Source organism: Aquabacterium commune (assembly GCF_004362855.1).
GTDB lineage: Bacteria > Pseudomonadota > Gammaproteobacteria > Burkholderiales > Burkholderiaceae_C > Aquabacterium > Aquabacterium commune.
In genome coordinates this window covers 118279-142940 of record NZ_SNXW01000007.1, presented here as the reverse complement: position 1 = coordinate 142940, position 24662 = coordinate 118279, and the positions used below count along the sequence as shown (strand labels likewise).

Sequence of the window (24662 nt, the reverse complement as noted above, 5' to 3'; positions counted from 1 at the left end):
TGTGGCCATCCGCACGCCAGGGCCCAGCCCGATGGGCTAAAGTGACGGGATGTCCGAGTCCACCCCCTCCCGAGATCAGGCCGACGTGCCCGCCAGCCAGCCACAAGCCGGTTCCGCAGCGCCCCAGGCCGCCGCTTACAACCCGTCTGCCAAGCAGAAAGCCGAAGCCAAGACCGCGCGCATCCCCATCAAGATCGTGCCGGCCGGTGAAGTGCTGAAGAAGCCCGACTGGATCCGCGTCAAGGCCGGATCGCCCAGCACGCGCTTCTACGAGATCAAGAACATCCTGCGCGAGCACAAGCTGCACACGGTCTGCGAGGAAGCCTCCTGCCCGAACATCGGCGAGTGCTTCGGCCACGGCACGGCCACCTTCATGATCATGGGCGACAAGTGCACGCGCCGCTGCCCGTTTTGCGACGTCGGCCACGGCCGCCCGGATCCGCTCGATGTGAACGAGCCGGCCAACCTGGCCAAAACGATCGCGGCGCTCAAGCTCAAGTACGTGGTGATCACCTCGGTGGACCGCGACGACCTGCGCGACGGCGGTGCCGGCCACTTCGTCGAGTGCATCCAGCAGGTGCGCGCGCAATCGCCCGCCACGCGCATCGAGATCCTGGTGCCCGATTTCCGCGGCCGCGACGAGCGCGCCCTGGAGATCCTGAAGGCCGCGCCGCCCGACGTGATGAACCACAACCTGGAAACCGCGCCGCGCCTCTACAAGGAAGCGCGCCCGGGCTCCGACTACCAGTTCAGCCTGAACCTGCTCAAGAAGTTCAAGGCCCTGCACCCCGACGTGCCGACCAAGAGCGGCATCATGGTCGGCCTGGGCGAGACCGATGAGGAAGTGCTGCAGGTGATGCGCGACATGCGCGAACACCACATCGACATGATCACCATCGGCCAGTACCTGGCGCCCTCGGGGCACCACCTGCCGGTCAAGCGCTACGTGCACCCGGACACCTTCAAGATGTTCGAGGCCGAGGCCGTGAAGATGGGCTTCACGCACGCGGCCGTGGGTGCGATGGTGCGCTCCAGCTACCACGCCGACCAGCAAGCGATGCAAGCCGGCGTGGTGTGAGCCGACGGGGGCGTTGACGGGTGGATGAGGACGCGGCTCAGGCGCCCGTCCACAGCCCCTGGGCCTTGGCGAAAGCCGCGTTGCCGCACTTCTCGCCGATGTCCAGGCCCACCACATTGCCCTCGTAGAAGTGGATGCCGCCGTACAGGCGCGACTCTCCCGCCTCGCGTGCGGCCGCCGTGAAGGTGGGCCACGACAGGATGATGCCGCCCACGTCCTCGCTCGGATCGGCCTTCAGGGCTTCGGTCTGCGCGTAGAAGAAGCCGAAGCGGTCGCTGCCGGTGAACTGGCGCAGCACGGTGGCCGCGGCCATCGAAAAGGCGCTGTGGCCCGAGGTGAACTCCGAGAACGGCGGGGTGGGGAAGGTCGGCACCTGGAACGGGAGCCAGGCCTCGCCGGCGATGTCCTGCACACCACGGCCCGGGCCCGCCCAGCCTTGCACGCGCTTGCCGCGGAACAGGTGGCGGATGGCCGTGACGGGGCGCACGTAGTCGAAATGGCGCTTCGCATCCCAGGTGGCGATGCTGGCGTCCAGGATGGCGTTGGCCAGCGCGAAGTACAGCCGCACCGTCTGGCCGAGGTCGAGCGCACCGCTTTGCGGCAAGCCGGTGAGGGCCGGGCGCTCGGCCACGAAGGCGGCGAATTCCGTCCAGTGGCCGGGCGGCAGCTCCGACTTGGGGCCATCGGCCCAGTACTCGGCCGTGACCTTCTGCTCGGCCGTCAGGCGCACCTGCACGTCCATCACGTACCGCGCCTGGTCCAGGAAGCCTTGCGACAGCGGGTGCTGCGGCGGCGTCACCGGGCGGAATTGCTGGCCGTTGGCCATGGCGAAGGGCGCCACACCGCCCCAGTGCGGCGCGATGAAGCGGGGCGTCTTGAGCTCGTGGTCCAGGGTCAGGTAGCTCAACGCCTGCCAGCGTCCGGCGTGCGGCGTGCTGTCGTGGGGCGCAGGCAGGGCAGCGACCATCGGTGGGTTGACCGTGGCGTAGGCCGGGCTGCTGTTGTCGGCGTACAGGTTGGCCTGGTTGGCGTGGTCTGCGTGGCGAAAGGCCAGCACGGCGTTGGCGGCCAGGTTGGCCACGCCCACAGGGTTGTTGGCGTTGGTGTTGGTGTCACCGGGGGTGAGTCCCTCGGCCAGCAGGTGGTCGTTCAGCAGGGCCGTGTAGGCCGTGCGGAACGGTTCTGGGTAGATGACGGGGGGGAATTGGTCGATCAGGGCGCGGTAAGCCGCCTGGCTCACGGCCTTGCGGCGGTTGGCGTCGGTGCGCTGGGCGGCCGGACGGCGTGGCGTGCCGCTGTGCAGCGGCTTGGCCACATCGTCGTAAGCGGCCCAGGCGTCGTACACCGTGGTGTAGATGACGCCCAGCGAGCGCGCGACCTGCGGCGGGCCGCCGCGCTCGCGGTCACGGCTGGTGAAGGGCAGTTTGCCCAGGGCCCGGATGGCCTCCAGGGCGACGTTGTTCCATGCGACGATCAGGTTCACGAAGGATGCTCTCTCTGGTTGGAAAGTGCGCATCATTCGTGCCTGCCGGCGGTTTGGACATCCCTAACTCGCTCATGGGTTTGCGGCCCGCATGCCGCCTCAACCCATTGCTTCAAGCCATCGCTTCAGCCCATCGCCTCAACCCGCCTGCGCGGTCATCCCACCCAGGTCACGCCAGCTGCGGCGGCGCACCGGGAACAGCTGGGGCGAGGTCCGCACCAAGCGCCACAGCAAGGGCAGCGTCATGGCCAGGCCCAGCAAGGTGCGCCCGGTCCACAGCTCGCCGGCTGCAGGGTAGGCCAGCGCGTGGGTCAGCACGTACAGGCCCATGAAGCCCGGCACCGCCAGCGCGAAGGTCAGCACATGGCCCAGGTCGGCGCCTTTGCGGGCCGCTTCGGTGCGGTAGCCGATGCGGTTCTGGCTGGCCGAGAAGATGAACAGCACGATCATCAGCGGTGCGTGCCCGATGGCGTCGATCAGGCCCACCAGGGGCACGGCCGCCACCATCAGCACCAGCAGGATCAGTGAGGCCACCTGTGACGACAGGCGTCCGAGCACGAGCAGCAGCGCCAGGCAGAACTCCACCATGCCGGCCGAGCTCACGAAGAAGGCCTTGTCCAGGCCCATCGTGACCATGCTCAGCTCGTGGTCGAGGATGTCGTAGGTCCATTGCGGGTACAGCCATTTCTCGATGCTGACCCACATGAAGCTGAAGCCGGCCGACACGCGCAGCAGCGTGAAGGCGACGTAGTGTTGCGAGGCGCCGCGCGTCGCGTCCAGCCACAGGAAGGCGGCGGCACCGAGGAAATAAACGTAATCCAGCATGTGGAACCAGCCGGCAGCCCACACGCCATAGGCGTAGAGCGACAGCATGCCCAGCACGGCCAGGGGCACGGTGCGCTTCCACAGCACCAGGGTGGCAATGAGCAGCTGGACGATGCCCACCCATGCGCCCGCGGCCTTGAGCTCGGGGGTCAACACCATGCGGGCAGCGCTGTCCTGGGTGAACAGCGAAAGGAAGTACACGCACACGCCGATGCGCAGCAGCCAGGCGGCGCTGCGGTTGAAGCGCTGCTTCCAGTCGGCGTGGACCTGGTGCAGGGTTTCGAAGCGCGGCAGCACGCGGCGCTCGACCGTGAACACGCCCAGCAGCGCGAGCACCGCGCCGACGAGCAGGGCGATGAACAGGGGGGTGCCGATCACACTCCAGGGCGGCAGCGGGGTGTTGGCGCAATTCACCACGTTGGAAAACCATTTCACGTGGGCCTGGGCGCCGGTGGGGCAGGCGGCGATCAGGCCGGTGGCCGTCAAGGGCAGGGCCGAGCGCCCCCTGTGCAAGTCAATCGTCACGGTGTCCTCCGATGGTTGCGAATGCAGAATGGTTGTGGATGGATTCGAAGTTCTCGACCTCGACCTCGTAGGCCTTCACGCGGGGCTCGGCCGCCAGCGCGAGCGCGACGTCGCGCACCAGGTCTTCGACGAATTTGGGGTTGTCATAGGCGCGTTCGGTGACGTGCTTTTCATCGACGCGTTTGAGCAGGCCGTACACGGCGCAGGAGGCGCTGTCCTCGGCCACGCGGGCCAGTTCCTCGATGGACATCGCCTGGCGCAGCTGCACGTTCAGGGTGATGTGCGAGCGCTGGTTGTGTGCGCCATAGGCCGAGATCTCCTTGGAGCAAGGGCACAGGCTGGTGGCGGCCACGGTCAGCGTCATGGACAGCTCGGGCTCGGCGCCCTGGGTGGGGATGTGGCAGGCCCAGGTGGCGTCGATGTCGAGCAGGCTCTCGACGCCAGACACCGGCGCCGCCTTGCGCAGGAAATAGGGGAACTGCACGCTGATGCGGCCGCTGTCGGCGCCGAGCCGCTGCAGCATCTCGCGGGCCATGGCGGCGAAGCCGGGCAGGTCGAGCGCGTCGCGCGGCGCTTCGAGCAGCTCGATGAAGCGCGACATGTGCGTGCCCTTGACCGTGGCGGCCAGACCGACGGACATCGTCCAGTGGCCCACGGTGTCGGTGCTGCGACCCTGGCCGATGTGATTTGCATGGCCCGCCCGCAGGCGCACCGGGTAGCGCACCCCCTTGACCCCGACCGCCTGGATGGGCAACTGGCGGGTGTCGATCTGGGATTGGATGTCGATCAGGGGCAGGAGTTCGGGTGCGTTCATGGTGGGTCTCGAGGGTGAGTTCGGTGAGGGCTCGCAGAGTGCTCGGGGGGATGACGCTGTCAGGGCTTGCTGCTGCCGGTGGCGGCCTGCGGCTGGAGGGTCTTGAGGTAGGCGATGAGGTCCAGGCGGTCCTGGGCGCTGGACACGGCAAAGCCCATGCGGTTGCCAGGCGCCATGCGGTTGGGGTCGCGCAGCCAGGTGTCCAGCGTGCGCTCGGTCCAGGTCAGCTTGAGCCGCTGCAGGGCCGGGCTGTAGGGGTAGTCCGGCACGCTGGCGGATGGGCGTCCGACCACGCCGCGGTGGAGCGGCCCGGCCAGGCTGATGTCAGCGGCATGGCAGGCCATGCACTGCTGGCCGTAGAGCGTCTGGCCGCGGCTGGCGTCGCCTTTGGGTGGGGCGGCATGCGCGGTGCCGAGCCATGTCAGGCAAGTCAGGGTCAGGCAGGCCAGGGCCCGGCCGATGCTGGGCGGGGTGGCGCGGTGCGCGAAGGAAGAAGGGTGTCGCTGCATGGTGGGCTTTCCGCAAGGCAGGTGGCGGCCGCAGAGGTGGGGACGGCCTGCGCACAGGCGCGCCCCCACGTGCGGCTCCTCACCTCATGAATGCGAGTGCATCAGGGCATCAAGCGCCGAACACCATGGCCTTGGGCAGGGGCATGCCCAGGGCCTGGTTCAGGAAGGCCCAGTGGGCGGTTTCGTCGGCGGCCAGGCGACCGGCGACCTTGGCCAGGGCGCTGTCCTTGAACGAGGGGATGACGCTCAGGTAGGCGTTGGTGGCGCCCAGTTCCAGCGACAGGGCCAGCTTGAGCACGTCTTCCTGGCTCTTGAGCGAGCCGGCGTTCAGGGCCTTGGCGTAGTCGTCCAGCGACTTCTCGGCCACGGGCTTGCCGCCCAGCTTGGTGATGGCGGCAGCCAGCAGGTCGCGGTGGATTTTGTGGTCGTCCTGGAACTTCACGGCCACGTCCAGCACGCCCTTTTGCAGCAGGCCGCTCTTGGCGCCCAGGGTGTAGGCGGCGATGCCCTGGTGCTCCAGGCCCAGGGCGACGTTGAGGATGCCGGCGTCGTTGGCCATGTCGCCATGCGAGGCGGCCGAGGCTTCCTGACCGGACAGCAGCAGCACGGCGCCGGCCGACAGGGTGGCGACCGAGGTGCCGCGCAGGAAGCCGCGGCGGCTCGGGGTGGTTTGCAGGAACTGGAGGGGGGATTGGATGATGTTGTGCATGACTTTCACTCCTGGATGGGGCTTCAAAGGAAGACCGCGTTGAGGCGGTCGGGACACGGGGGCAGCGCCTTGGGGTGGCGCCCTCAGCTGCGTCGGCATCGGGCCATGTGCGGCTGCGGGAGTTATTTAAACACATAAACAATGAAAAAGTGTTTATAGTGATTTGATGCGCATCATTACAATGAAAGCGCCCCTGGTGTGAAGTCCGTGCGCTTGGGGTTGTGCGCCCAGTCCCGTCACGGTCGCCTGTTGGCCGTCGCGGATGTCTGCCCCTGTCGTCGTGACGCTCTCCCATGCTCGAAATGCTTGGATCCCGGCAAAAGGACTTGCTCGTCCTGTTGCTCAAAAACAAGGTGGGCCTGACGGCCGACGACATCGCCGAACAGCTCGGCATCAGCCGCAATGCCGTGCGCCAGCACCTGGCCGCGCTCGAAAACGAACGCCTGCTCAAGCGCGGTGAAACCTGCGCCACGGGCGGGCGTCCCAAGCAGCTGTACGTGCTGACCGACAAGGGCCACGAGTGCTTTCCGCGCCACTACTCCTGGTTCGCCGAGCTCTTGGTGACGACGCTGGTCGAGCAGGCGGGCGCCACGGGGGTGTCGGCCCAACTGGCTGCGCTCGGTCGCAAGATCGGTTTGCAACTGGCCGCCCAGCACGCCCACGAGTTGGGCCCCAATGTGGAGCGCTCCGAAGTCCTGGCCACCTTGATGGACGAACTGGGCTATGTCGCGCGGGCTGGCCGTGACACCCAGGGCGCCGCCCTGATCGAGGCCGACAACTGCGTCTTCCATGCCCTGGCCATCAAGCACCCGGAGGTTTGCGAGTTCGATCTGGCGCTGATGTCCGCGTTCACGGACCGCCAGATCGACCACCAGGAATGCATGGCCAAGAACGGCAACGTGTGCCGGTTCCGCCTGAGCCCCCCCAAGCCCCAGGCTTGATCCGCGGCTCGGGAGGGAGCTTGGCTTCAGGTCACAGCGGGGGCACGGCGCCAGCGAACTTCAGCAGGTCGGTGAGCTTGAAGGTGCCGGGCGTGGCGGACGGCAGGGTGGGCTTCCAGCCCGGGCGCACCGAGAGGTAGGAGGCCGGGTCCGCTTTCAGCAGGCCCACGAAGACCTCGCCCACGATGTTGCCGCCGACATCGCCCATGCGCAGACCGCTTTCCTTGACCTCGGCTTCTTTGAGGATGTAATACCACAGCGGGGTGGACTGGTCCAGTCGCACGCCGCCGTCCACCACGTAGCTGGCCAGTTCAGGCAGCTCGGCCGGGGTCAGCGCGGTCACGCCCATGCGGGTGGCGATGGCCTGGCCCGAAGGCAGACCAAAGTTCACGTGGCGCACCAGGTTGCGCGAGGCCAGCGATTGCAGGCCGTCGGCCGGCAGGCCAGGCGACGGTGCCTTCGCGCCGGGCAGGATCATCAGCGGTGTGGACAGGTGGCTGTCGATGCGCTTGTTCGGGCGGAAGTTGCCGTCGCCGAAGTTGAAGAAGGTCTGCCAGTCCACGAAGCGACGGGGTGCGCGCTTGGCGCCACGCAGGTCGGCGGGATCCGGGTCGGTCGGGTCCAGGTTGTCGTCGAAGATGAAGGCGAAGAAAGGTGCACCACCGGTGGGGCCGAAATTCAGGCGGTAGCTGGGACGCACCTGGCTGTGGCCGAAGCGGTAGGCGGCCACCGAGAACTCGATGGGCAGCAGGATGTTGCGGCTGCCGTCGGCTGCCAAGTACTGGTTGGCCGGGTCCTGTGCGTTGAAAAAGCGCGTGCCGTTCGTGAGGATGTTGTTCACGCGGTCCTGGCCAATGGTCTGCGGCAGGAACTCGTTGACGACGATCCACTGGTAGTGCCAGGTGACGTAGCGACGGGCCGCGGCGAACAGGGCGGCCGGCTTGGCACCCGCGTTGCCTGGCTGGCTTGCCAGGTGGTCGGTGACCGCGTTGTGGAAGCGCAGCATGGCGACCTGGAACTGCGAGAGGATGACGTTCTCGTCGTTGCGGCCTTCCGCCACGATGGCGGCGCCGTCGGCCTTGCGGGGCAGGTCATAGCGCGGTGCGCCATTGCGCGACACAGCCTCTGCGCCGGGGATGCGCTCCAGCTTGAACTTGATGCGACCGTTGACGGTCTGGTAGAGCTCGGGCGAGCCTGCCGGGCCGTTGCCATAGACCGAGTCGAGGTCAAAGGCGGCGGTGCGGAAGTTGATGGTGCGGCTGGGTGATGCGTTCTGGTTCAGCGGCGAGTTCTTGTCCAGCGTGATGTCGTGGTCCAGGAACTGACCGAAGAAGGTCACGCCGGCCGTCATGTTCGGGTTGTCGGCGTTGTTGGGGCTGAACACCGCCGGGTTGGTGATCGACTGGATGGGGTCGGTCAGCACGTCCTTGGCATCCAGCACGCCGCCGGCGGCGCCCAGTTGCTTCATGGCCGTGCGCACGCTGTCCGACTGCAGCGCGAAGGGCGGCAGGTTGCGGAACATGCGGGAGAAGGTGTTGGTGGCCTGGCGCAGGGCGGCGACGTTGGGGTCGATCGACACCGATTGCAGGGTGCTGCTGCTGTCGATGGTGGTGGCCGTGGTGCCGGTGCTGGTGCTGGTGGCGTCCAGGGTTTGGGCCTGTGCAGCTTGGGCCAGCGCGAGGGTCAGCGTGGCTGCGAGCAAGGGCGCGATCGTCGGTTTGCGTGTCATGGGGCTTCCTGAGGTTGTGTGATCGCCAGGCAAGTTCGGCACAGTATGTGCACTTTTTTCATATTCAACTTGCCAAAGCAGCGTGATGCTATGGGTGTTTTCGGACGCCGTCAAAGTTCAGACTAGGGAGGCGGCCCCTGTTCTCCCTAGCTTGTCAGGCGTCAGGGCGGCGTCGTGTTTCATGACCCAGACAGACCCGACGCGCGGATGAGCGGCGGGAGTTCCCTGTCAGGGCATGTCTTGATGCGTTGAACGGCTTGCGGTTGGCACCATGCGCGGCAAGCCCCTGTTGTGGGCCACCGGGTGCCTGCGGGCGCCGCAGCCGACCTTCCAAGGAGCCCGTCCATGCTGAAACTGAACCGTCGCCCCGCAGTGCTGGCCCAGGGCGCCCCTTGGGCCCTGGTCATGGCCCTGGCCTGGGGCGCACCCACGCTGGCCCAAGCCGCCGTCGAGTACTACAAGTGGACCCCGGTGACGCTGCCGGCCGCCTCGGGGGCCTCGTGTGGCAATGGCACGCCGGCCCGCGTTTTCGTCAACCGCACGCCCAAGACCAGCAAAACGCTGGTGTACTTCGAGGGCGGCGGTGCCTGCTGGAACCAGAAGGGTTGCCTGGGCAAGGGCAAGCTGACCGAGGTGGCCTCCAACCCCAACGGCGTGTCCGAGAACTACTTCAGCCAGCTCAACCTGGCGGCCTTCGGTTTGTCCACGCCGCTCATCACGCGCACGCCGCTGCTGGGCAAGATCTACACGCAGGACTGGAACCTCGTCTATGTGCCTTACTGCACCGGCGACGTCCACACCGGCGCCAGCGTCCAGATCTACAAGGACAGCGACCCCAGCCAGCCGCTGACCTACTACCACCGCGGCTACAAGAACGCCAAGGCGCTGGGGGACTGGATGGCGGCCAACTTGCCCAGGCCGGAGCACCTGCTGGTGTCGGGCTCATCCGCCGGTGGTGTGGGCGCCACGGCCAACTACGGCGTGCTGCGCCTGGCCACCAACCCGGTGAAGTCCGCCATGGCGGCCGACTCCGGCCCGCTGTTCCCGGCACCGCAGAGCGGCACGGCCGAGCAGTACCCCTCGCTGCCGCTGCAGAACAAGGTGCGCTCGCTGTGGGGCGTGGACCGCCCAGACGGCGTGGCCACGGAGTTGATCTCGCGCTTCCCGCAGGCGGGTGACGTGTCCGACCTGTCCACCCTGAACACGGGCCTGTCCAAGGTTTTCCCCCAGGACCGCTTCGGTTTCATGACCTTCCAGGAAGACGGCATTTTCTCGGCCTTCTCGTACACGAGCTTCTACCCCGAGATCGCCGCACTCAGCGGCAGTGCCAAGGACACAGCGCTGAACAACCTGTGGCGTCGCGACCTCAACAACTGGGTCAGCCAGCTGCGCACGGCCAACAGCAACACCGGCTTTTACCTGCCCACCTGGCGGCCTTTCCTGAAGTCACACACGATGGCGATCATGGACTTCACCGGCACGGGCATCGAAGAGCAGGGCATCAAGTCGGTGGCTGACTTCTACAACAACCTGATCGACGACACCCGGCCTGTGATGCGCGCCATCGAGTACGACCAGGTCGGCGATCACAAGCGTGTGCTGTCGGTCAACCCGATCCAGTGGCTGGTGGCCCTGTTCGAAGGCTTCTTCCTCTGAGGCCTGGCTGACATGACAACGCCCCGGGCCGGCAGGCTGCGGGGCGTTGTGCTTTGGGGGCAGGCTTTGCCGCCTGTTGGCTCAGGCCGCCGAGGCCCTGCGGGGCTGCTTCAGGGGCTGCACCAGCGCGGCTTCCTGCTCGCGGGCGTAGGCGATGCTGGCTTTGAACAGCATCAGCACATTGCGCAGCACGTCTTCGAGCGGCGTCTTGCAGCGCTCGGCCACCCACTGCGTGGCGATGCGGGTGTTGGCGCCCACCAGGCCGTTGCCCAGGATCTGGAAGTCCAGTCCGGCCTCTTCGAGGTGCGGGAACATCTGGCGCATGAAGCCGGCGATGAGGTGGGCGAAGTCTTGCGAGGCCTTGTCGGCCAGCACGTTCATGGTCTCGCCGACGTTGAGGGCGTCGATCAGGGCCACGCGGGCGCGGTGGGGGTCTTCGCGGATGAACTCCAGGAAGGTGCGCAGCGCGGCTTCGGCGAGCTTTTCGGGGTCGGGCTGGCAGGCCGCCAGCGACATGATGGTGGCCTGCATCAGGCGCCGGTTGGTGTCTTGATAGACCGCGCGGAAGAGGGCTTCCATGCTGTCGAAGGATTCGTAGAAGTAGCGCGAGGTCAGTTGCGCCTGCTTGCAGACGTCGCGCACGGTGGACTGGTGGTAGCCGTGCTCTCCGAAAACGGCCAGGCCGGCTTCGATCAGGCGTTGGTGGCGCTGGCGCTGGCGCTCGTCGGAGTCCACCCCGCCGTAGCGCCGCCCGGGGCTCCCCGGGTTGGATGGCGGCTCAGGGTTAACCCGGTTTTTGGAAACGGTCATTGTCAAATACCATTTTGAAATTGACCGTTGTCAAAATCTGCGTGCATTGTGTGCGTGCAGCCATGCGACGGTCCGTGGAACGGTGTGGTGGATCGGCACTCGGTGTGTCCAACCTGGGATTTTCGCATCCCTGCGGCCTTTTGGGGCCACCTGCCGTGGCGACCTTGTGAGTGCCTACCGAGGAAAGACATGAAAGAGTTCAAGAACAAAGTCGCGGCCATCACCGGTGCTGCATCCGGCATGGGCCGCACCCTGGCACTGGAGTTGGCGCGCCGCGGTTGCCACCTCTCGCTGAGCGATGTCAACGAGAAGGGCCTGGCCGAGACGGCCGCCATGGCCAGCAAGCTGGGCGTGAAAGTGACCACCGCCAAAGTCAATGTGGCCGACCGCGAGGCCATGGTGGCCTGGGCCGACCAGACCGCCCGTGACCACGGCAAGGTCAACCTGATCTTCAACAACGCCGGTGTGGCTCTCGGTGCCTTCGTGGAAACCGTCAAGCCCTCGGACTTCGAGTGGATCATGGGCATCAATTTCTGGGGCGTGGTCTGGGGCACGCAAGCCTTCCTGCCGCACCTGAAGAAGGCCGGGGAGGGCCACATCGTCAACACCTCCAGCCTGTTCGGTCTGTTGTCCGTGCCCACGCAGGGCACGTACAACGCCAGCAAGTTCGCCGTGCGCGGCTTCACCGAAGCGCTGCGCCAGGAACTCGACATGGCCAAGTGCGGTGTGAGCGCGACTTGTGTGCACCCGGGCGGCATCCGCACCAACATCGCGCGCACCGCCAAGATGGACGAGAGCATGCACAAGGCCACCGGTGGCAAGGTCGAAGAGGCCCGCGCCAAGTTCGACAAGCTGCTCAATGCCACCACCGCCGAGAGCGCCGCGCTGCAGATCCTGCGCGCTGTGGCGGGCAACCAGCGCCGCGTGCTGGTCGGCCTGGACGCCAAGTTCCTCGACAAGCTCGTGCGCGTGCTGGGCTCCTGGTACCAGCCGCTGATCACCCTGTTCGCCAAGAAGGGCATGCTGGGCTGAGCCCGGCCTGGCTCGCGTCCACGCTCCGCTTTGCAGTCCCCTGAGGAGATGCCCATGTCCGCCGTTCCAAAGACGCCTGCCACCGCCTCGGCCCAGCCCGTGATCCGCCGCTACCAGCCGCCCACCGGGCTGCAGGAGTCCATCGTGGCGGCCATCCTGCGCGTGGCGCTGAAGGTCACGCTCAAGCCCTTCCTGGGGCCGCCCTGGCCCTTCGCGGTGCAGCGCATGTCGCTGGCGCTGGGCTCCTCCCTGATGCCGCAGGACGGGCGTGCGAATGTTCGCGTGGACCGCGTCGGCAGCATCGAGGTGGACCGCGTCGTGCCCAAGGCCGCCAAGGGCCAGCCGCGCCATGCCATCTTGTACTTGCACGGTGGCGCCTTCGTGGCCGGCAGCCCGCGCACCCACCGCAGCATCACCCGGGCCTTGTCGGCGCTGACCGGTGCCCAGGTGCTGGTGCCGCACTACCGCCTGGCGCCCGAATCGCCCTTCCCGGCGCAGCTCGACGACTGCGTGCAGTGCTACAAGCAGTTGCTGCAAGAAGGCTACACGGCCGACCGCATCAGCATTGCCGGGGATTCCGCCGGTGGCAACCTGACCTTCATGACGGCGATTGCCGCGGTCAAGCAAGGTCTGCCCGCGCCGGCGTCGCTGGTGATGATGTCGCCCGCGCTCAGCCTGCACCCTTTGCCCGACACGACCGCCTACGAGCGCGTGTCCCGCGACCCCATGATCCGCCTGGCCTGGGCCGATGACGTCGAGCGCGCGATGAAGGTGCCTGCCGACCACCCGCTGGCCAATCCGATGGCGCAGGACCTGTCCCAGCTGCCGCCCTCGCTCACGCAGGTGGGCGACGACGAGGTGCTGTTCGACAACGCCGTGTGGGTGGTCGAGCGCGCCACCGCCGCGGGTCGGGTCGCCGAGCTGGAGATCTACATGAAGCGCTGGCACGTTTTCCAGGCGCACGCCAGCATGCTGCCCAGTTCGGTGCAGGCGTTGGCGCGACAGGCCGAGTTCATGAAGCGGCACTGGGCCGTGTGATTCAACCCTGTGGCGGCGTCTGAGGGGCGTGCGGCGCATTCTCGGGCCCTGCCAGGTGCTGTGGATCGACCAGCTGCCCCTGCGACAGCACGCGAACCTCGTCGCCCTCGCGCAGCGAATGTTCGCGGTGCGTGATGATGAAGCGCCCGCAACCCAGGGCGTTGATGGCGTCCTGCACGCGTTTTTCGGTGGCGAAGTCCAGGTGGCTGGTGTACTCGTCCAGCAGCAGGAAGCGCGGCCGCTTGTAGAGCGCGCGCGCCAGCAGGATGCGCTGCTTTTGCCCGCCCGAGAGCGTCGCGCCCATGCTGCCCACCAGCGTCTGGTAGCCCATGGGCATGCGTGCGATGTCCTCGTGCACGCAGGCCAGGGCGGCCGCGGCTTCGACCTTCTCGGCACTCGCCTCGGCGTCGTTCATGGCGATGTTGTCGTGGATGCTGCACGAGAACAGCTGGTCGTCCTGGAAGACGGTGCCCAGCACCGAGCGGAAGGCTTCGGCGCCCAGCGAGGCCATGGGCACGCCGTTGAGCAGCACCTCGCCCGCCTCGGGCGTGACCTGGCCGCACAGGATCTTCATCAGCGTGGACTTGCCACAGCCTGAGGGGCCGAGCACGGCCAGCGCCTGCCCGGTGTGCAGGGTCAGGCTGACGTGGTCGAGCACAGGGGCCTCGTCGCGCGCGTAGCGGAAGACGACGTCACGCAGGCTCAGGGTCATGGGCGTGGGATCTGCCGCCTGCAGACCCGCCCGGTGCCCCGCCTGAGCGGGCGAGGCGGGCTCGGTCGGCGTGAGCACGATGTCGGCCAGCCGGTCGCCCTGCAGGCGCAGCAGGCGCAGGCTGATGACGCGCTCGATGAGGTCGTTGGCGCGCTGCAGGAACTGCCCCTTGTAGGCCATGAAGGCCACCAGCATGCCGATGGAGAACTGCTCGGCGATGATCATCTGCGCGGCCAGGTAAAGCACCAGCGCCTGCTCGATGGCGCCAATCACGCCGTTGACGCCCTGGTGCAGCAGGTTGATGCGCTCTTGCTTGACGCGCGCGTTGACCATGCTGGCCTGCTGGTTCATCCAGCCTGCCACGCGCCAGCCGGGTCGCGAGAAGAACTTGATGGCGTTCATGCCGCGCAGCGTCTCCATCAGGAAGGTCTGCGCCTGCGCCTCGCGCACGATGAGCTCTTCCGAGGCCCGCCGGAAGGGCCCGAACACGGCCAGCCGCACCAGCAGGTACAGCGTGGCCACGCCCATGACGATGGCCGCCAGCTTCGGGCTGTAGGCGAACATCAGGCCCAGCGTGACCAGGCTGACCATGCCGTCGAGCACGGCTTCGACCAGCTCGCGCGTGAGCGTGTCCTGGATGGTGTCGACCGATGCGAAACGCGACATGACGTCGCCCGTGTGGCGCTTGTCGAAGTAGGACAGCGGCAGGCGGATGAGGTGGCGAAAGACCTGCGTGCTGCTGTTGAGCTTCCAGCTCAGGCTGGTGCCCAGCACGACCCAGCTGCGCATCAGCCGCGTCAGCAGCGACATCAGTGCCAGCAGGCCCAGCGAGGTCGCCAGCACCGCCAGCAGCGGCGTGTCACGGCTGACGATGACGTCGTCGATCACCCACTGGCTCAGCATCGGCATGAGGATGGCAAAGACCTCCAGCACCAGCGAGAGCACGGCCATCTGAGAGAAGGCCCGCCACAGGCCGGGCTGGCCCTTGAAGAGCGAACGCAGCTTCCAGTCGCTGCGCTCTTTGCGCGGCCGAAAGCCCGGTGCGGGCGCCAGCTCCAGCGCCACGCCAGTGAAGTGCGGGCTGGCCTCCTTGAGCGTCAGCTTGCGCTCGCCCAGGGCCGGGTCGTGCACGGTGATGTGCCGCGCGTCGGCCTGCACCAGCACCACGAAGTGGTTGAGGTCCCAGTGCAGCAGGCAGGGCGTGCGCAGCTCGGGCAGCTCTTGCAGCTCCAGGCGCACCGCGCGGTTGGACAGGCCCATCTGCTCGGCGATGTCCATGAGCTGGGCCAGCGTCGCCCCGCGCGACGACAGCTCGAAGCGCTGGCGCAGGCTGGGCAGGTCGGTGTCGAGCCCGTGGGCGCCAGCGACCATGGCCAGGCAGGCCAGCCCGCACTCGGCGGCTTCGGACTGCAGGACCAGGGGCACGCGCTGGCGCGGCCACAGCGTGAAGGGGCTGAAGGTGTTGGGCGATGAGGCAGAGGTGGCGGCCATGGCGGTCGGGGGTCAGAGGCGGCCACTGAAGGCGAACAGCGGGTCGAGCATCCAGCGCAGCAGCGAGCGGCGGTCGAGCTCGATGTCGGCGCTCAGCGTGTGGCCCGGGCGCAGGGCGATGTCGGTGTCGTAGGCGCGCACACTGCTGCGCTCCAGCGTCACGCGCACTTGGAAGACGGCGCGGCGGTCGCCCCGTTCGGCCGCGCCGGGTGGCGGCGGCACATCGGACTGCGACACCGAGCGCACCACGCCCCGGTGCTGGCCGAAGCGCTGGTAGGGGAAGGCGTCGTAGGCGATGCGCACGACCTGGCCGGCGCGGATGAAGCCCATGGCGGTGCTGGGCACGTGCAGCACGGCTTCGAGCGGTGAGTCGTCGGGCACGATGCTCAGCACCGGCGCGCCTGCGGCCACCGCCTGGCCGACGCCGGCTTGCAGCCCGGTCACGGTGCCGCTGACGGGGGCTTTGAGCCAGGCCAGCTGCTGGCTGCGCTGCTGCACCGACTCGCGCTGCAGCGACAGGCGGTCGCGCTCCAGGCTGGCCTGGCTGACGCGGTGCTCGGCCTGCAGGCGCGATTGTTCCTGGCGGGCCTGGGTCAGCTCGCTGCGCGCCGAGCCCAGCTGGCGCTGCAGACCTTGCAGGCGCGCGGTGTGGTCCAGCAGGGCCTGGCGCTGTTGCTCGTACTGCACCTGCGAGACGATGCGCTCTTCCAGCAGCGGGGTCATCTGGTCGAGCAGCTTGCGCACCGAGGCCATCTGTTCCTGTTGCAGCGCGATGTCGGTCTGCAGCGACTGGGCGTCTTGCTGGTGGCGCAGGACGCGCTGGTTCAGGGCGTCGAGCTGGGCGCGCAGGGCCTGGGCCTGGCCTTCCGATTGGTCGGCGATGCGCTCGCGCTGGCCTTGCAGGCTCGACTCGATCTGCCCGGAGGCGCTGCCGCCGTCGGTGAAGCGGTCCTGGCGCAGCTCGGCAAGCACCTCGCCGGCCTGCACGCGCTGGCCCTCCTGCACCCGCAGGCGCTGCAGCACGGCGGTGTCGCCGGGGGCGACCTGGGCCACGCCGTTGCGCGGCTGCAGGCTGCCTTGCACGCGCTCCTTCTTGGTGTGCTGCCCGAAGGCCAGCACCAGCACCACGATCAGGCACAGCGCCGCGGCGAACAGCGTGAGCGCGCCACCGCCCACGGGCTGGATGTGCAGCGGTGCGCCGTCCGAGGTATGGCTGCGGGCGTGCAGCACCTCGGGCCGGAAAAGGGGGGTGTCGTCGGGTGGGGTGCTCATGGTGACGAGGGGGCGAAGGAGGTGGATGCCGCGTCGAACAGGCCGAGCCACGGGGCGATGTGCGTGGCGTCGAGCAGGCCCAGCAGGGCCAGGGCGTCGCTGCCGGCCTGCAAGGTGGCCACCCGGGCGCTGGCGTGGGCCATGCGCGCGTTGTGCAGGCGTTGCTGGGCGTCCAGCAGCTCGGTGGTGCCGCGCAGCCCCGCCAGCCAGGCCTTCTGCACGGCGTCCAGGGTGGCCTGTGTGCTCGCCACGACGGCCTCCTGGCGGGCTTGCTGGCGCCGTGCTTGCTCGTGGCGCTGGTAGGCATCCTGCAGCTCGGTGGCCACGCGCGCTTCGGCATCGTCAAGACGGGCCTGCGCGGCACTGAGCAAAGCGGCGGCCTCGCGCTGGCGCGCTTGTTGAAACCCCGAGCTGAACAGGGGCCAGTTCAGCACCAGCCCGACGGCCTCGGTGCGGATGTCCTGGCGGTCGCTCTGCCCCTCGAAGCGTTGCGTCTGGCGGGTGCGGCTGTGTCCGGCAGTGGCATCCAGCGTGGGTTGCCAGCGCTCGGCATCGCGCGCGCGGATGGTTTCCAGGCTGCCGCGCACGCCGGCTCGGGCGTCCAGAACCTCGGGATGGCTGGACAGCGCTTGCGCGGTGGCGTCCTGCAAAGGCGGCAACGTCACGTCGGGGTCCTCAGGGCTGTGCGGGTTCAGGCCATCGGGCGGGGCCGCGGGCATGCCGCTGAGGCGGTTCAAGGTCAGCGTCAGGGAGCACAGGCGGGACAACAGCTGCTCTGATTGGGCCAGCGCCTGCTCCTGGCGCGCGCGCGTCTCCAGGGCGTCCAGCACCGTGCCCAGGCCGGCCTGCAGCCTTTTCTGGTGTGCGCGCGCTTGCTGCTCCAGGGCGGCCAGGTATGCGCGGGTCAGGCGGGTTTGCTCGGCGGCTTCCACAGCCGACAGGTAGCTCTGGCTCAGTTCCCGCGCCAGCGATTGCCTGCGCAGGCTGGCTTGCCATTGCGCCTGCTCGGCGACGGCGTCATCGGCGCGCGCGTTGGCGCGGTCTGCCGGTCGCCACAGCGGCAAGGTGGCCTGCAGCGTGCTGGCCGAACTGGGGGTGCGGGTGGCCAGGCCGTTGTAGCGCTGGCGTTGCTCGTCGGTGCGCACGCTGGCGTCCACCCGGGGCAGCCACGCCCGGGCCTGGCTTTGTTCGCTGATCGCCTGGCTGGCCTCGGCGCGGGCTTTGGCTTCCTTGACGCCCGGCGCCTGGTCCAGCCCGCCGAGCAGGGCCGCCCATGTCGTGGCCGCTTGTGATGACGCTGCGGTGGGCGGGGTGCTGGGGACTCCGATGGACGCCATGACCTCAGCCGTGGCGGGCGAGGTGCGGGTGGGCGCCGATGGCCAGCTCAGGTGCTGGCTCAGGGTCAGGGCATGCGCGCTGTGCCAGCACGCCGCGGTGACGATCACGGCGGCACACACGTGAAGCTGCAAGCCGATGCTGCTGGGGTGGGGCGCGAGGGGCACAAGACGTCGGCCAGGGGCGGTTGGGGCGGTCGCGGAATATCTGCCCTCATTGTCGCCATTTGTTTCGCGGTGCATGAGAGCCTGGCTTCGTTTGCTTGCTTGTGCGGGGAGGTAATGGCGACGATTTGGGTTTGGAGCCCCGCATTCAAATGGGGTGATAACCCGTTGGTTAACCTTTTCAGGGGGTTTTGTTCTATCTGTCATTCTGAGATGAATGATGATTTGAATTCTGTGGGTTATTCCCGTTTCGATGAACGGCGCGCGATAATAAAATTCAATGGTGGGTTAATCAAAACCCGCGCATCAACCTGTCACTGGATCAAAACCATGAAAATTCTGAACACGCAAGAAATCAAGCAAGTCAGCGGCGGCGCCCTGGACCCCGAACTGGGTCTGTTCAAGCCCACCGGCATCGCCCTGATCGACGCCATCCACAAGAACGAGTGGAACACCTACGGTCGCCCCCTGTACAACACGTTCGCCGTGTTGCTGGGCTTCCCCAAGGCGCCCTGACCGGTCTGTCGGCCCAGGCTGCCCGTCAGCCACGGCCGACCACGGTCACATGTGAAAAGGCCGTCTCCTGGCAACAGGCGACGGCCTTTTCATGGTTTTCCAGCCCAGCACATCAGCCTGGTGCTGACGTGGCATTCATTTGCGTCATCCAATCATCCAATCCCATCCACGCGTAATGGGTGTGGTCCACCACGGTGTCGATCGGGTCGGAAAAGCCGCGCTCGATCCACCGCATGGCGGTGCTCGTGATCATGCCCATGCACCCCAGGATCACATATTCAATATTGGGTTTTTGGAATGCGTTGGGGTAACGCTGCCTGAACCTGGATTTCAGCAGTTCGATGACGAAGGCATATTGCTGGTCGATGCGCTGCTGTGCGCTCAGTCCGCTGGCCGATGAGTCGAGGATGAGGATGCGCGCTCGGCACGGGTCGGCGCGGATGTGCTCGAAGAACGCGCTCAGCCCGCCGCGCGCCCGAAGCAGGAGGTCGCCGGGCAAGCGTCGGATGGCCTGCTCCACGACCAGCGCCGCTTCTGCGCAGGCTTGGCTGTGCACCGCGACATAGCAGTCGTGCGTGCTCTCGAAGTGCTCGTAAAAGTAACGATCCGCCAGGCGTGCCTGGGCGCAGATCAGGCGCATCGTCGTCTGACGGTAACCGTGCTGGCCGAACACCTCGAAGGCGGCGGCCATCAGGCGCTGGCGCCGCGCTTGCGCACGCTCCTCTGCGGAGGCCCCGCCGTAACGGCGTGCTGCCACGAGAGGGGCGTGGGCGGCGACCATCGGCCGTGTGGGTCAGTTGAAGCTGAAGTGCTCGTTGTCCATCTGCATGATGGCGCTGGTCGGCGAGAGCATCGACTTCTTGTGGCCGTCGGCGCGGGGCAGCAGGCGCTCGAAGTAGAACTCGGCGGTCTGCACCTTGGCGGCGTAGAACTCCTTGGACTCGCTGCCCTTGCCCGATGCCAGCGCCTTGTGGGCGACCAGGGCCTGCTTGAGCCAGAAGTGGCTCATCATCACGTAGCCGGAGTACATCAGGAAGTCGTAGCAGGCGGCGCTGACGACGTCGCGGTCCTTGTTGGCGCGCAGCATCAGGCGCAGGGTCAGCACCTTCCACTGGATGGCGCGCTTGAAAGCGGTGCGCGCCATGGTGCCGATCGGGCCGCCGTCCAGCAGGTGGGGCTTGGCCTGGTCGATCATCTCGCTGGTGAAGCCAAAGACCACCTTGCCACGCGACTGCAGCAGCACCTTGCGGCCCAGCAGGTCCAGCGCCTGGATGCCGGTGGTGCCCTCGTACAGCGTGGAGATGCGCGCGTCGCGGGCGATCTGTTCCATGCCGTAGTCCTTGACGTAGCCGTGGCCACCGAAGACCTGCATGCCCAGGTTGGCGCACTCCAGGCCCAACTCTGTCAGGAAGCCTTTGAGGATGGGGGTGTAGAAGCCCAGGCGGTCGTCGTAGTCGTCGTACTTGGCCTTGTTGCCTTCGGCCACGCCCGCCACCATGTGGTCGGCCAGTTTGGCGGCGTGGTAAATCATGGCGCGGCCACCCTCGGCCACGGCACGTTGCGTCAGCAGCATGCGGCGCACGTCGGCGTGCCAGATCAGGGCGTCGTTCGGGTGATCGGCGTCCTTCTTGCCGGTCAGGGCGCGCATGGAGCGGCGGTCCTTGGCGTAGGGCACGGCGCCCTGGTAGGACAGCTCGGCGTGGGCCACGCCTTGCAGCGCGGTGCCGATGCGGGCCGTGTTCATGAAGGTGAACATGGCTTCCAGGCCCTTGTTCTTCTCGCTGATCATGAAGCCGGTGGCGCCGTCGAAGTTCATCACGCAGGTCGCCGAGGCGCGGATGCCCATCTTGTGCTCGAGTGCACCGGCCTTGACGCTGTTGCGCTCGCCCAGGCTGCGGTCGGCATTGACCATGAACTTGGGCACGATGAACAGCGAGATGCCGCGGGTGCCCTTGGGGGCGTCGGGCAGGCGGGCCAGCACGATGTGGATGATGTTGTCGGCCAGGTCGTGTTCACCCGACGAGATGTAGATCTTGGTGCCGTAGAGCTTGTAGGTGCCGTCGGGCTGGGGTTCGGCCTTGGTGCGGATCTGCGCCAGGTCGGTGCCGCACTGGGGCTCGGTCAGGCACATGGTGCCGGTCCACTCGCCGCTGACCAGCGGGGGCATGTAGAGGTTCTTCTGCTCGGTGTTGCCGAACTGGAAAACGGTGTTCATGCAGCCCAGGCTCAGGCCCGGGTACATGGTGAAGGGCCAGTTGGCCGTGCCCATCATTTCCGACTTCAGCAGGTTCAGCGACATCGGCAGGCCCTGGCCGCCGTATTCCTGCGGGTGCGACAGGCCTTGCCAGCCGCCGGCCACGTACTCTTTGTAAGCTTCCTTGTAGCCCTTGGGCGTGGTCACCACGCCGTCGGTGATCGAGCAGCCTTCGCTGTCGCCAGTGGCGTACAGCGGGGCCAGCACCTCTTCGCAAAACGTGGCGCAGCCTTCCAGGATGGCGTCAACCATGTCGGGCGTGGCGTCGCCACCGTTGGACAAACTGGCGTAGTGGCCAGCGTAGTCAAACACTTCGTTCAGCTGGAAGCGCATGTCGCGCAAAGGGGCTTTGTACTGCGGCATAGGTCACCTCGGTCCGTGTGTGTGGCCCGCCATCTGTGGGGCGGTGGGGCAAATCAGGGCATCGAACGATCGTTCATTTCAAACGGTCGTTTGAGTTCAGGCGCGTTTATACCCCAGAGTCCGCGGCTTGTGTCGAGGGTCTCCGGCAGGGCGTGTGGGTTTTGGCATGCCAGCCCCCCCAACTCCCCCGGAACAAGGGGGCCGTCGCCCTGAATCGACAGAAATGTGAGCCGGGCTGTAAGGAAGCCCCACCTGGGCCGACCACTGCATGGGGCAGACGCCAAAACGATGTGCCTGCCACCAAGCTTCCCCACGTCACTTCCATCTACACCGGAGAATTGCCATGACCCAACGTACCGCCTCCCTCGCCGCCGCCGCCGCCCTGATGGCCCTGAGCAGCGCCGCCTTCGCCGCCGAAGCCCCCAAGGGCAGCATGGGTGGCGCCGTTGCTGCCAGCGACAAGGTGCACTGCTACGGCGTGCACAGCTGCAAGGGCAACAGCGACTGCAAGACCGCAGAACACAGCTGCAAGGGCCAGAACGCCTGTGGCGGTCACGGCTTCAAGGCCATGGACGCCAAGTCTTGCCTGAGCAAGGGCGGCACCATCGGCGACATCAACGCCAAGTGATGCCCACCATGGTCACGTCCGACGTCACTGCCGACGTGCGTGGCCTGGCCCAGCCCTCGCCCGGTTTCGGGTTGGGGCTGCGCACAGCCCATTACAACGATTTCCTGAATGCGCCTCAGCCGGTGGACTGGCTGGAGGTCATCTCCGACAACCACATGGTGCCGGGCGGCAAGCCCATGCACGTGCTGGACGCCATCCGCACGGCCTACCCGATCGCGCTGCACGGCGTGGCCCTGTCGATCGGTTCGGTCGGTGGGCCCGACGTCGCCTACCTGGCGCAACTGCGCGCGCTGGCCGGACGCATCGAGCCGCTTTGGGTGTCCGACCACCTGTGCTGGACGGGCGTGCACGGCCGCCACCTGCACGACCTGCTGCCCTTGCCCTACACCGAAGAGGCGCTCGACGTGGTCGTGCGCAACATCGGCCAGGTGCAAGACGCGCTGGGCCGTCGCCTGGTGCTGGAGAACGTCTCCAGTTATGTGCAGTTCGCCGAGTCACAGTTGACCGAGTGGGATTTCCTGCGCGAGGTCGCCGAACGCGCAGACTGCCTCTTGCTGGTCGATGTCAACAACGTCCACGTCAGCAGCGTCAACCATGGCTTCGACGCCTTGACCTACCTGCGCGCCATGCCTGCGCACCGCGTCCAGCAGATCCACCTGGCCGGCCACACCGACCACGGCGATGTGCTCATCGACACCCACGACCAGCCCGTGCCCGACCCGGTGTGGGCCCTGTACGCCGAAGCCTGCCGCCTGTTCGCCGCTGCCGCACCGACGGGCCAGGTGGCCACCATGATCGAGCGCGACGACCGCATCCCGCCATTGGCCGAGCTGCTGGCCGAGCTGGACACGGCGCGCCGCACGGCCGAGGGGGCGCTGGCGCCACCCGCCTGGCCCCTGCCAGACAAGGTGGCCGCATGAACGCCGCCGCCGAGCCCCGCGCTGGTGGCCTGCTCGCTCTGCAGACGCGCATGACCGCCTACCTGCTGCAGTCGGATGCCGGAGTGCAGACGGCGGTGCCCGATGTGGCGGGCAGCGGGCCTGCCGAGGTCGGCCCATCGGTGGCCTTGCGCCGCCTGGGCGTCTATCACGGCGCCTACCGCGCCCGCCTGCTGGAGACACTGCGCGACACCTACGGACACACCTTGCGCTTGCTGGGCGACCACGCCTTCGACGCGTTGGCCCTGGCCTACATCGCGCAGTCGCCGTCCACGTGCCACAACCTGCGCTGGTATGGGGAAACCTGGCCTGACTTCCTGGCGGACACCGGTGCAGACACCCGCAGCGTGATCGATGCCGGTGATGCCGTTGATTCAGGTGGTGCCTTTGCACCGCACCCGGCCATTGCCGAACTGGCCCGCCTGGACTGGGCCTTGCGCGAGGCCTTCGACGGCCCAGACGATGCCGTGCTGGGCCTGCGCGATCTGCAACAACTGGCACCCGAGGTGTGGGCCGTGGTGCGCTTGCGACCCCATGCCACCGTGCGTTGCCTGAGCATGCGCCACAACACGCTGCAGCGCTGGCATGCACTGGACGACGAGCGCCCTGTGCCCGATGCCGAGCCTTTGCCCGAGCCTGGCTGGGTGCTGGTGTGGCGGCGCGACGACCGTCCACACTTCCGCAGCATGGCCGCGCCCGAGGCCTGGGCCGTGCGGCAGCTGTTGGCAGGTCAGACCTGGGCCGCGCTGTGCGAGGGCCTGGTCCAGGCTTGGCCTGACCAGGATGCGACCACCCTGGCCGCGCAATGCCTGCGACGCTGGGTGGACGAGGGCGTGCTGGCCGAGGCGGTGACCGATGAGGCGCTCACCGCCTGAGCTTGATCGCCTGTCAGGGCGGTTCGCTGGCGGTCAGGGCGCTCAGGTCGATCTCAGGCGAGGCTGCGGCGGCGCGAAGCCACCCAACCGGCCACCGTCAGACCGGCCAGTGCCAGCGCGAGGCCGTCGGCCTCCGGCACGGGGGTGATGTTCACGTTGCCACCGTAGCTGGCGGTGGGGCCATAGACCAGGCCACGGATTTCCAGTGCGTACTGCACGCCGGCGGTCAGCGGCAGCGGGGTGTCGAAGGCCGTCACATTCAGCGTCACGCCATTCAGGGGCGTGACCGTGGTCCAGGCATACGCCAGGGTGGTGTTCGGGGTGCCCGTCGTCAGTGCGTCGGTGACGGCGTAGAAGCGCGCCTGCAGGTTGTTGATGCCCAGCAGGTTGTTGAAGTTCACGCTCACGGCCGAGGCGGTCAGGTGCGCGTCTTCGCCAGGCATCGTGAAGACGTAGTCGTCGTAGAAGTTGAAGTTGGCCGTGGCGCCAGGGAACTGCGGGCCCAGGCTGCGGGTGATCACGCTGCCATCGATGCTGCCGGTGTTGGTGATCGTCGAGCCGTCGCGGCTGGACGCTGCCGATGTGGTGTAGCCCGCGGTGCCAGCGATGCTGGTGAAGGTGTCACCGAAGGAGCGCGAATAAGGCAGCGGCGAGATCACGCCGAAGTCGGCCTGGACCACGTTGATCACGTTGGCCGAAGCCTGCGTGCTGACGGTGGCGGAGACGATGGCGATGGCCCAGGCGGCCAGGGCGATGCGGGTGCGGGTCATGAGGGAACTCCCAAAGGGCAATAGCGTTGTCGATGTGTTCGGCGGGGTACTGCTTGGAGCGTCTTCTCATGAACGAATCGCGGCACATGCCGCGGTCGGTCCGCTGGAGGGGGCCAGAAACTGCCAGGACGCTGGTCAGATCAAGCCGAGGCACACGGCCACGGGCCATCACTGACACGCGACCAGCTTAAGCAG

General features: G+C 67.3%; 22 protein-coding genes. 9 read left to right on the top strand and 13 right to left on the bottom strand.

What is annotated here, in order from left to right:
• The first annotated feature begins 49 nt into the window (after positions 1 to 49).
• Complete coding sequence (gene lipA, locus EV672_RS12870; protein ID WP_133609857.1) at positions 50 to 1078, top strand: lipoyl synthase; 1029 nt, start codon at positions 50 to 52, stop codon at positions 1076 to 1078.
• A 37-nt stretch (positions 1079 to 1115) separates the two neighbouring features.
• On the opposite strand, the gene EV672_RS12865 is transcribed toward lipA, so the two are convergent.
• From EV672_RS12865 to EV672_RS12845, 5 genes are all read right to left on the bottom strand, one after another.
• Positions 1116 to 2561 carry a vanadium-dependent haloperoxidase gene (locus EV672_RS12865; RefSeq protein WP_133609855.1) on the bottom strand — a complete coding sequence of 482 codons (1446 nt, stop codon included), beginning with the start codon at positions 2559 to 2561 and terminating at the stop codon, positions 1116 to 1118.
• 138 nt (positions 2562 to 2699) lie between these two features.
• Entirely contained in the window at positions 2700 to 3911 is a 1212-nt protein-coding gene (locus EV672_RS12860; protein ID WP_133609853.1) for a DoxX family membrane protein, read from the bottom strand.
• Entirely contained in the window at positions 3901 to 4725 is an 825-nt protein-coding gene (folE2, locus tag EV672_RS12855) for a GTP cyclohydrolase FolE2 (RefSeq protein ID WP_133609851.1), read from the bottom strand. Before folE2 ends, EV672_RS12860 begins: the two co-directional genes overlap by 11 nt.
• A gap of 59 nt (positions 4726 to 4784) precedes the next feature.
• Positions 4785 to 5234, bottom strand: coding sequence for a c-type cytochrome (locus EV672_RS12850; RefSeq protein ID WP_133609849.1), 450 nt, complete (start codon positions 5232 to 5234; stop codon positions 4785 to 4787).
• Between the two features lie 109 nt (positions 5235 to 5343).
• Entirely contained in the window at positions 5344 to 5943 is a 600-nt protein-coding gene (locus EV672_RS12845; protein ID WP_133609847.1) for a ferritin-like domain-containing protein, read from the bottom strand.
• A 326-nt stretch (positions 5944 to 6269) separates the two neighbouring features.
• Between EV672_RS12845 and EV672_RS12840 the strand changes: the two genes are divergently transcribed.
• Positions 6270 to 6884 carry a helix-turn-helix transcriptional regulator gene (locus EV672_RS12840; protein WP_166643567.1) on the top strand — a complete coding sequence of 205 codons (615 nt, stop codon included), beginning with the start codon at positions 6270 to 6272 and terminating at the stop codon, positions 6882 to 6884.
• A 31-nt stretch (positions 6885 to 6915) separates the two neighbouring features.
• On the opposite strand, the gene EV672_RS12835 is transcribed toward EV672_RS12840, so the two are convergent.
• Positions 6916 to 8613: a peroxidase family protein gene (locus tag EV672_RS12835; RefSeq protein WP_133609843.1), complete on the bottom strand. Its 1698-nt coding sequence runs from the start codon at positions 8611 to 8613 to the stop codon at positions 6916 to 6918.
• Between the two features lie 345 nt (positions 8614 to 8958).
• Between EV672_RS12835 and EV672_RS12830 the strand changes: the two genes are divergently transcribed.
• Positions 8959 to 10269: a pectin acetylesterase-family hydrolase gene (locus EV672_RS12830; RefSeq protein WP_133609841.1), complete on the top strand. Its 1311-nt coding sequence runs from the start codon at positions 8959 to 8961 to the stop codon at positions 10267 to 10269.
• Positions 10270 to 10350: 81 nt separating this feature from the next.
• Here the strand turns inward: EV672_RS12830 and EV672_RS12825 are convergent, their stop codons facing one another.
• Positions 10351 to 11079, bottom strand: a complete 729-nt coding sequence (locus EV672_RS12825) for a TetR/AcrR family transcriptional regulator (RefSeq protein WP_133609839.1) — start codon at positions 11077 to 11079, stop codon at positions 10351 to 10353.
• A gap of 189 nt (positions 11080 to 11268) precedes the next feature.
• On the opposite strand from EV672_RS12825, the gene EV672_RS12820 reads away from it, so the two are divergent.
• Both EV672_RS12820 and EV672_RS12815 read left to right on the top strand, forming a co-directional pair.
• The gene (locus EV672_RS12820; RefSeq protein WP_133609837.1) at positions 11269 to 12111 is read left to right on the top strand and encodes an SDR family NAD(P)-dependent oxidoreductase; all 843 of its coding nucleotides are present in this window, start codon (positions 11269 to 11271) and stop codon (positions 12109 to 12111) included.
• A gap of 54 nt (positions 12112 to 12165) precedes the next feature.
• Entirely contained in the window at positions 12166 to 13149 is a 984-nt protein-coding gene (locus EV672_RS12815) for an alpha/beta hydrolase (RefSeq protein WP_133609835.1), read from the top strand.
• A 1-nt stretch (position 13150) separates the two neighbouring features.
• Here EV672_RS12815 and EV672_RS12810 read toward each other — a convergent pair whose 3' ends face one another.
• Genes EV672_RS12810 through EV672_RS12800 form a run of 3 tightly spaced genes read right to left on the bottom strand, consistent with a single transcriptional unit; the run spans position 13151 to position 18126 of the window.
• Positions 13151 to 15352, bottom strand: a complete 2202-nt coding sequence (locus EV672_RS12810) for a peptidase domain-containing ABC transporter (protein WP_133609833.1) — start codon at positions 15350 to 15352, stop codon at positions 13151 to 13153.
• A gap of 12 nt (positions 15353 to 15364) precedes the next feature.
• Positions 15365 to 16624: an HlyD family secretion protein gene (locus EV672_RS12805; protein ID WP_133609832.1), complete on the bottom strand. Its 1260-nt coding sequence runs from the start codon at positions 16622 to 16624 to the stop codon at positions 15365 to 15367.
• Positions 16621 to 18126, bottom strand: a complete 1506-nt coding sequence (locus EV672_RS12800) for a TolC family protein (protein WP_166643566.1) — start codon at positions 18124 to 18126, stop codon at positions 16621 to 16623. The genes EV672_RS12805 and EV672_RS12800 overlap by 4 nt, the downstream gene beginning before the upstream one ends.
• A gap of 327 nt (positions 18127 to 18453) precedes the next feature.
• On the opposite strand from EV672_RS12800, the gene EV672_RS12795 reads away from it, so the two are divergent.
• A complete protein-coding gene (locus EV672_RS12795; protein WP_133609828.1) occupies positions 18454 to 18639 on the top strand; it encodes a hypothetical protein in 186 nt (61 codons plus the stop codon).
• 112 nt (positions 18640 to 18751) lie between these two features.
• Here the strand turns inward: EV672_RS12795 and EV672_RS12790 are convergent, their stop codons facing one another.
• Positions 18752 to 19420, bottom strand: coding sequence for a TetR/AcrR family transcriptional regulator (locus tag EV672_RS12790; protein ID WP_133609826.1), 669 nt, complete (start codon positions 19418 to 19420; stop codon positions 18752 to 18754).
• A gap of 12 nt (positions 19421 to 19432) precedes the next feature.
• Positions 19433 to 21256, bottom strand: coding sequence for an acyl-CoA dehydrogenase C-terminal domain-containing protein (locus tag EV672_RS12785; protein WP_133609824.1), 1824 nt, complete (start codon positions 21254 to 21256; stop codon positions 19433 to 19435).
• A 343-nt stretch (positions 21257 to 21599) separates the two neighbouring features.
• On the opposite strand from EV672_RS12785, the gene bufA2 reads away from it, so the two are divergent.
• Genes bufA2 through EV672_RS12770 form a run of 3 tightly spaced genes read left to right on the top strand, consistent with a single transcriptional unit; the run spans position 21600 to position 23697 of the window.
• Positions 21600 to 21884 carry a BufA2 family periplasmic bufferin-type metallophore gene (gene bufA2 / locus EV672_RS12780; RefSeq protein ID WP_133609822.1) on the top strand — a complete coding sequence of 95 codons (285 nt, stop codon included), beginning with the start codon at positions 21600 to 21602 and terminating at the stop codon, positions 21882 to 21884.
• Positions 21885 to 21892: 8 nt separating this feature from the next.
• Positions 21893 to 22804 carry an MNIO family bufferin maturase gene (gene bufB / locus EV672_RS12775; RefSeq protein WP_133609821.1) on the top strand — a complete coding sequence of 304 codons (912 nt, stop codon included), beginning with the start codon at positions 21893 to 21895 and terminating at the stop codon, positions 22802 to 22804.
• Positions 22801 to 23697, top strand: coding sequence for an HvfC/BufC N-terminal domain-containing protein (locus tag EV672_RS12770; protein WP_133609819.1), 897 nt, complete (start codon positions 22801 to 22803; stop codon positions 23695 to 23697). Before bufB ends, EV672_RS12770 begins: the two co-directional genes overlap by 4 nt.
• A gap of 53 nt (positions 23698 to 23750) precedes the next feature.
• Here EV672_RS12770 and EV672_RS12765 read toward each other — a convergent pair whose 3' ends face one another.
• Positions 23751 to 24467, bottom strand: coding sequence for an FxDxF family PEP-CTERM protein (locus EV672_RS12765; protein ID WP_133609817.1), 717 nt, complete (start codon positions 24465 to 24467; stop codon positions 23751 to 23753).
• Positions 24468 to 24662: the final 195 nt, after the last annotated feature.

Bases quoted from the DNA above. Each gene is read 5' to 3' on its own strand.
- EV672_RS12785 (WP_133609824.1), bottom strand. From the start codon at position 21,256: ATGCCGCAGTACAAAGCCCCTTTGCGCGACATGCGCTTCCAGCTGAAC.
- bufB (WP_133609821.1), top strand. From the start codon at position 21,893: ATGGTCACGTCCGACGTCACTGCCGACGTGCGTGGCCTGGCCCAGCCC.
- EV672_RS12770 (WP_133609819.1), top strand. From the start codon at position 22,801: ATGAACGCCGCCGCCGAGCCCCGCGCTGGTGGCCTGCTCGCTCTGCAG.
- EV672_RS12825 (WP_133609839.1), bottom strand. From the start codon at position 11,079: ATGACCGTTTCCAAAAACCGGGTTAACCCTGAGCCGCCATCCAACCCG.
- EV672_RS12765 (WP_133609817.1), bottom strand. From the start codon at position 24,467: ATGACCCGCACCCGCATCGCCCTGGCCGCCTGGGCCATCGCCATCGTC.
- EV672_RS12815 (WP_133609835.1), top strand. From the start codon at position 12,166: ATGTCCGCCGTTCCAAAGACGCCTGCCACCGCCTCGGCCCAGCCCGTG.
- EV672_RS12845 (WP_133609847.1), bottom strand. From the start codon at position 5,943: ATGCACAACATCATCCAATCCCCCCTCCAGTTCCTGCAAACCACCCCG.
- EV672_RS12810 (WP_133609833.1), bottom strand. From the start codon at position 15,352: ATGGCCGCCACCTCTGCCTCATCGCCCAACACCTTCAGCCCCTTCACG.
- folE2 (WP_133609851.1), bottom strand. From the start codon at position 4,725: ATGAACGCACCCGAACTCCTGCCCCTGATCGACATCCAATCCCAGATC.
- EV672_RS12790 (WP_133609826.1), bottom strand. From the start codon at position 19,420: ATGGTCGCCGCCCACGCCCCTCTCGTGGCAGCACGCCGTTACGGCGGG.
- EV672_RS12805 (WP_133609832.1), bottom strand. From the start codon at position 16,624: ATGAGCACCCCACCCGACGACACCCCCCTTTTCCGGCCCGAGGTGCTG.
- EV672_RS12795 (WP_133609828.1), top strand. From the start codon at position 18,454: ATGAAAATTCTGAACACGCAAGAAATCAAGCAAGTCAGCGGCGGCGCC.
- EV672_RS12830 (WP_133609841.1), top strand. From the start codon at position 8,959: ATGCTGAAACTGAACCGTCGCCCCGCAGTGCTGGCCCAGGGCGCCCCT.
- EV672_RS12850 (WP_133609849.1), bottom strand. From the start codon at position 5,234: ATGCAGCGACACCCTTCTTCCTTCGCGCACCGCGCCACCCCGCCCAGC.
- bufA2 (WP_133609822.1), top strand. From the start codon at position 21,600: ATGACCCAACGTACCGCCTCCCTCGCCGCCGCCGCCGCCCTGATGGCC.
- EV672_RS12835 (WP_133609843.1), bottom strand. From the start codon at position 8,613: ATGACACGCAAACCGACGATCGCGCCCTTGCTCGCAGCCACGCTGACC.
- EV672_RS12820 (WP_133609837.1), top strand. From the start codon at position 11,269: ATGAAAGAGTTCAAGAACAAAGTCGCGGCCATCACCGGTGCTGCATCC.
- lipA (WP_133609857.1), top strand. From the start codon at position 50: ATGTCCGAGTCCACCCCCTCCCGAGATCAGGCCGACGTGCCCGCCAGC.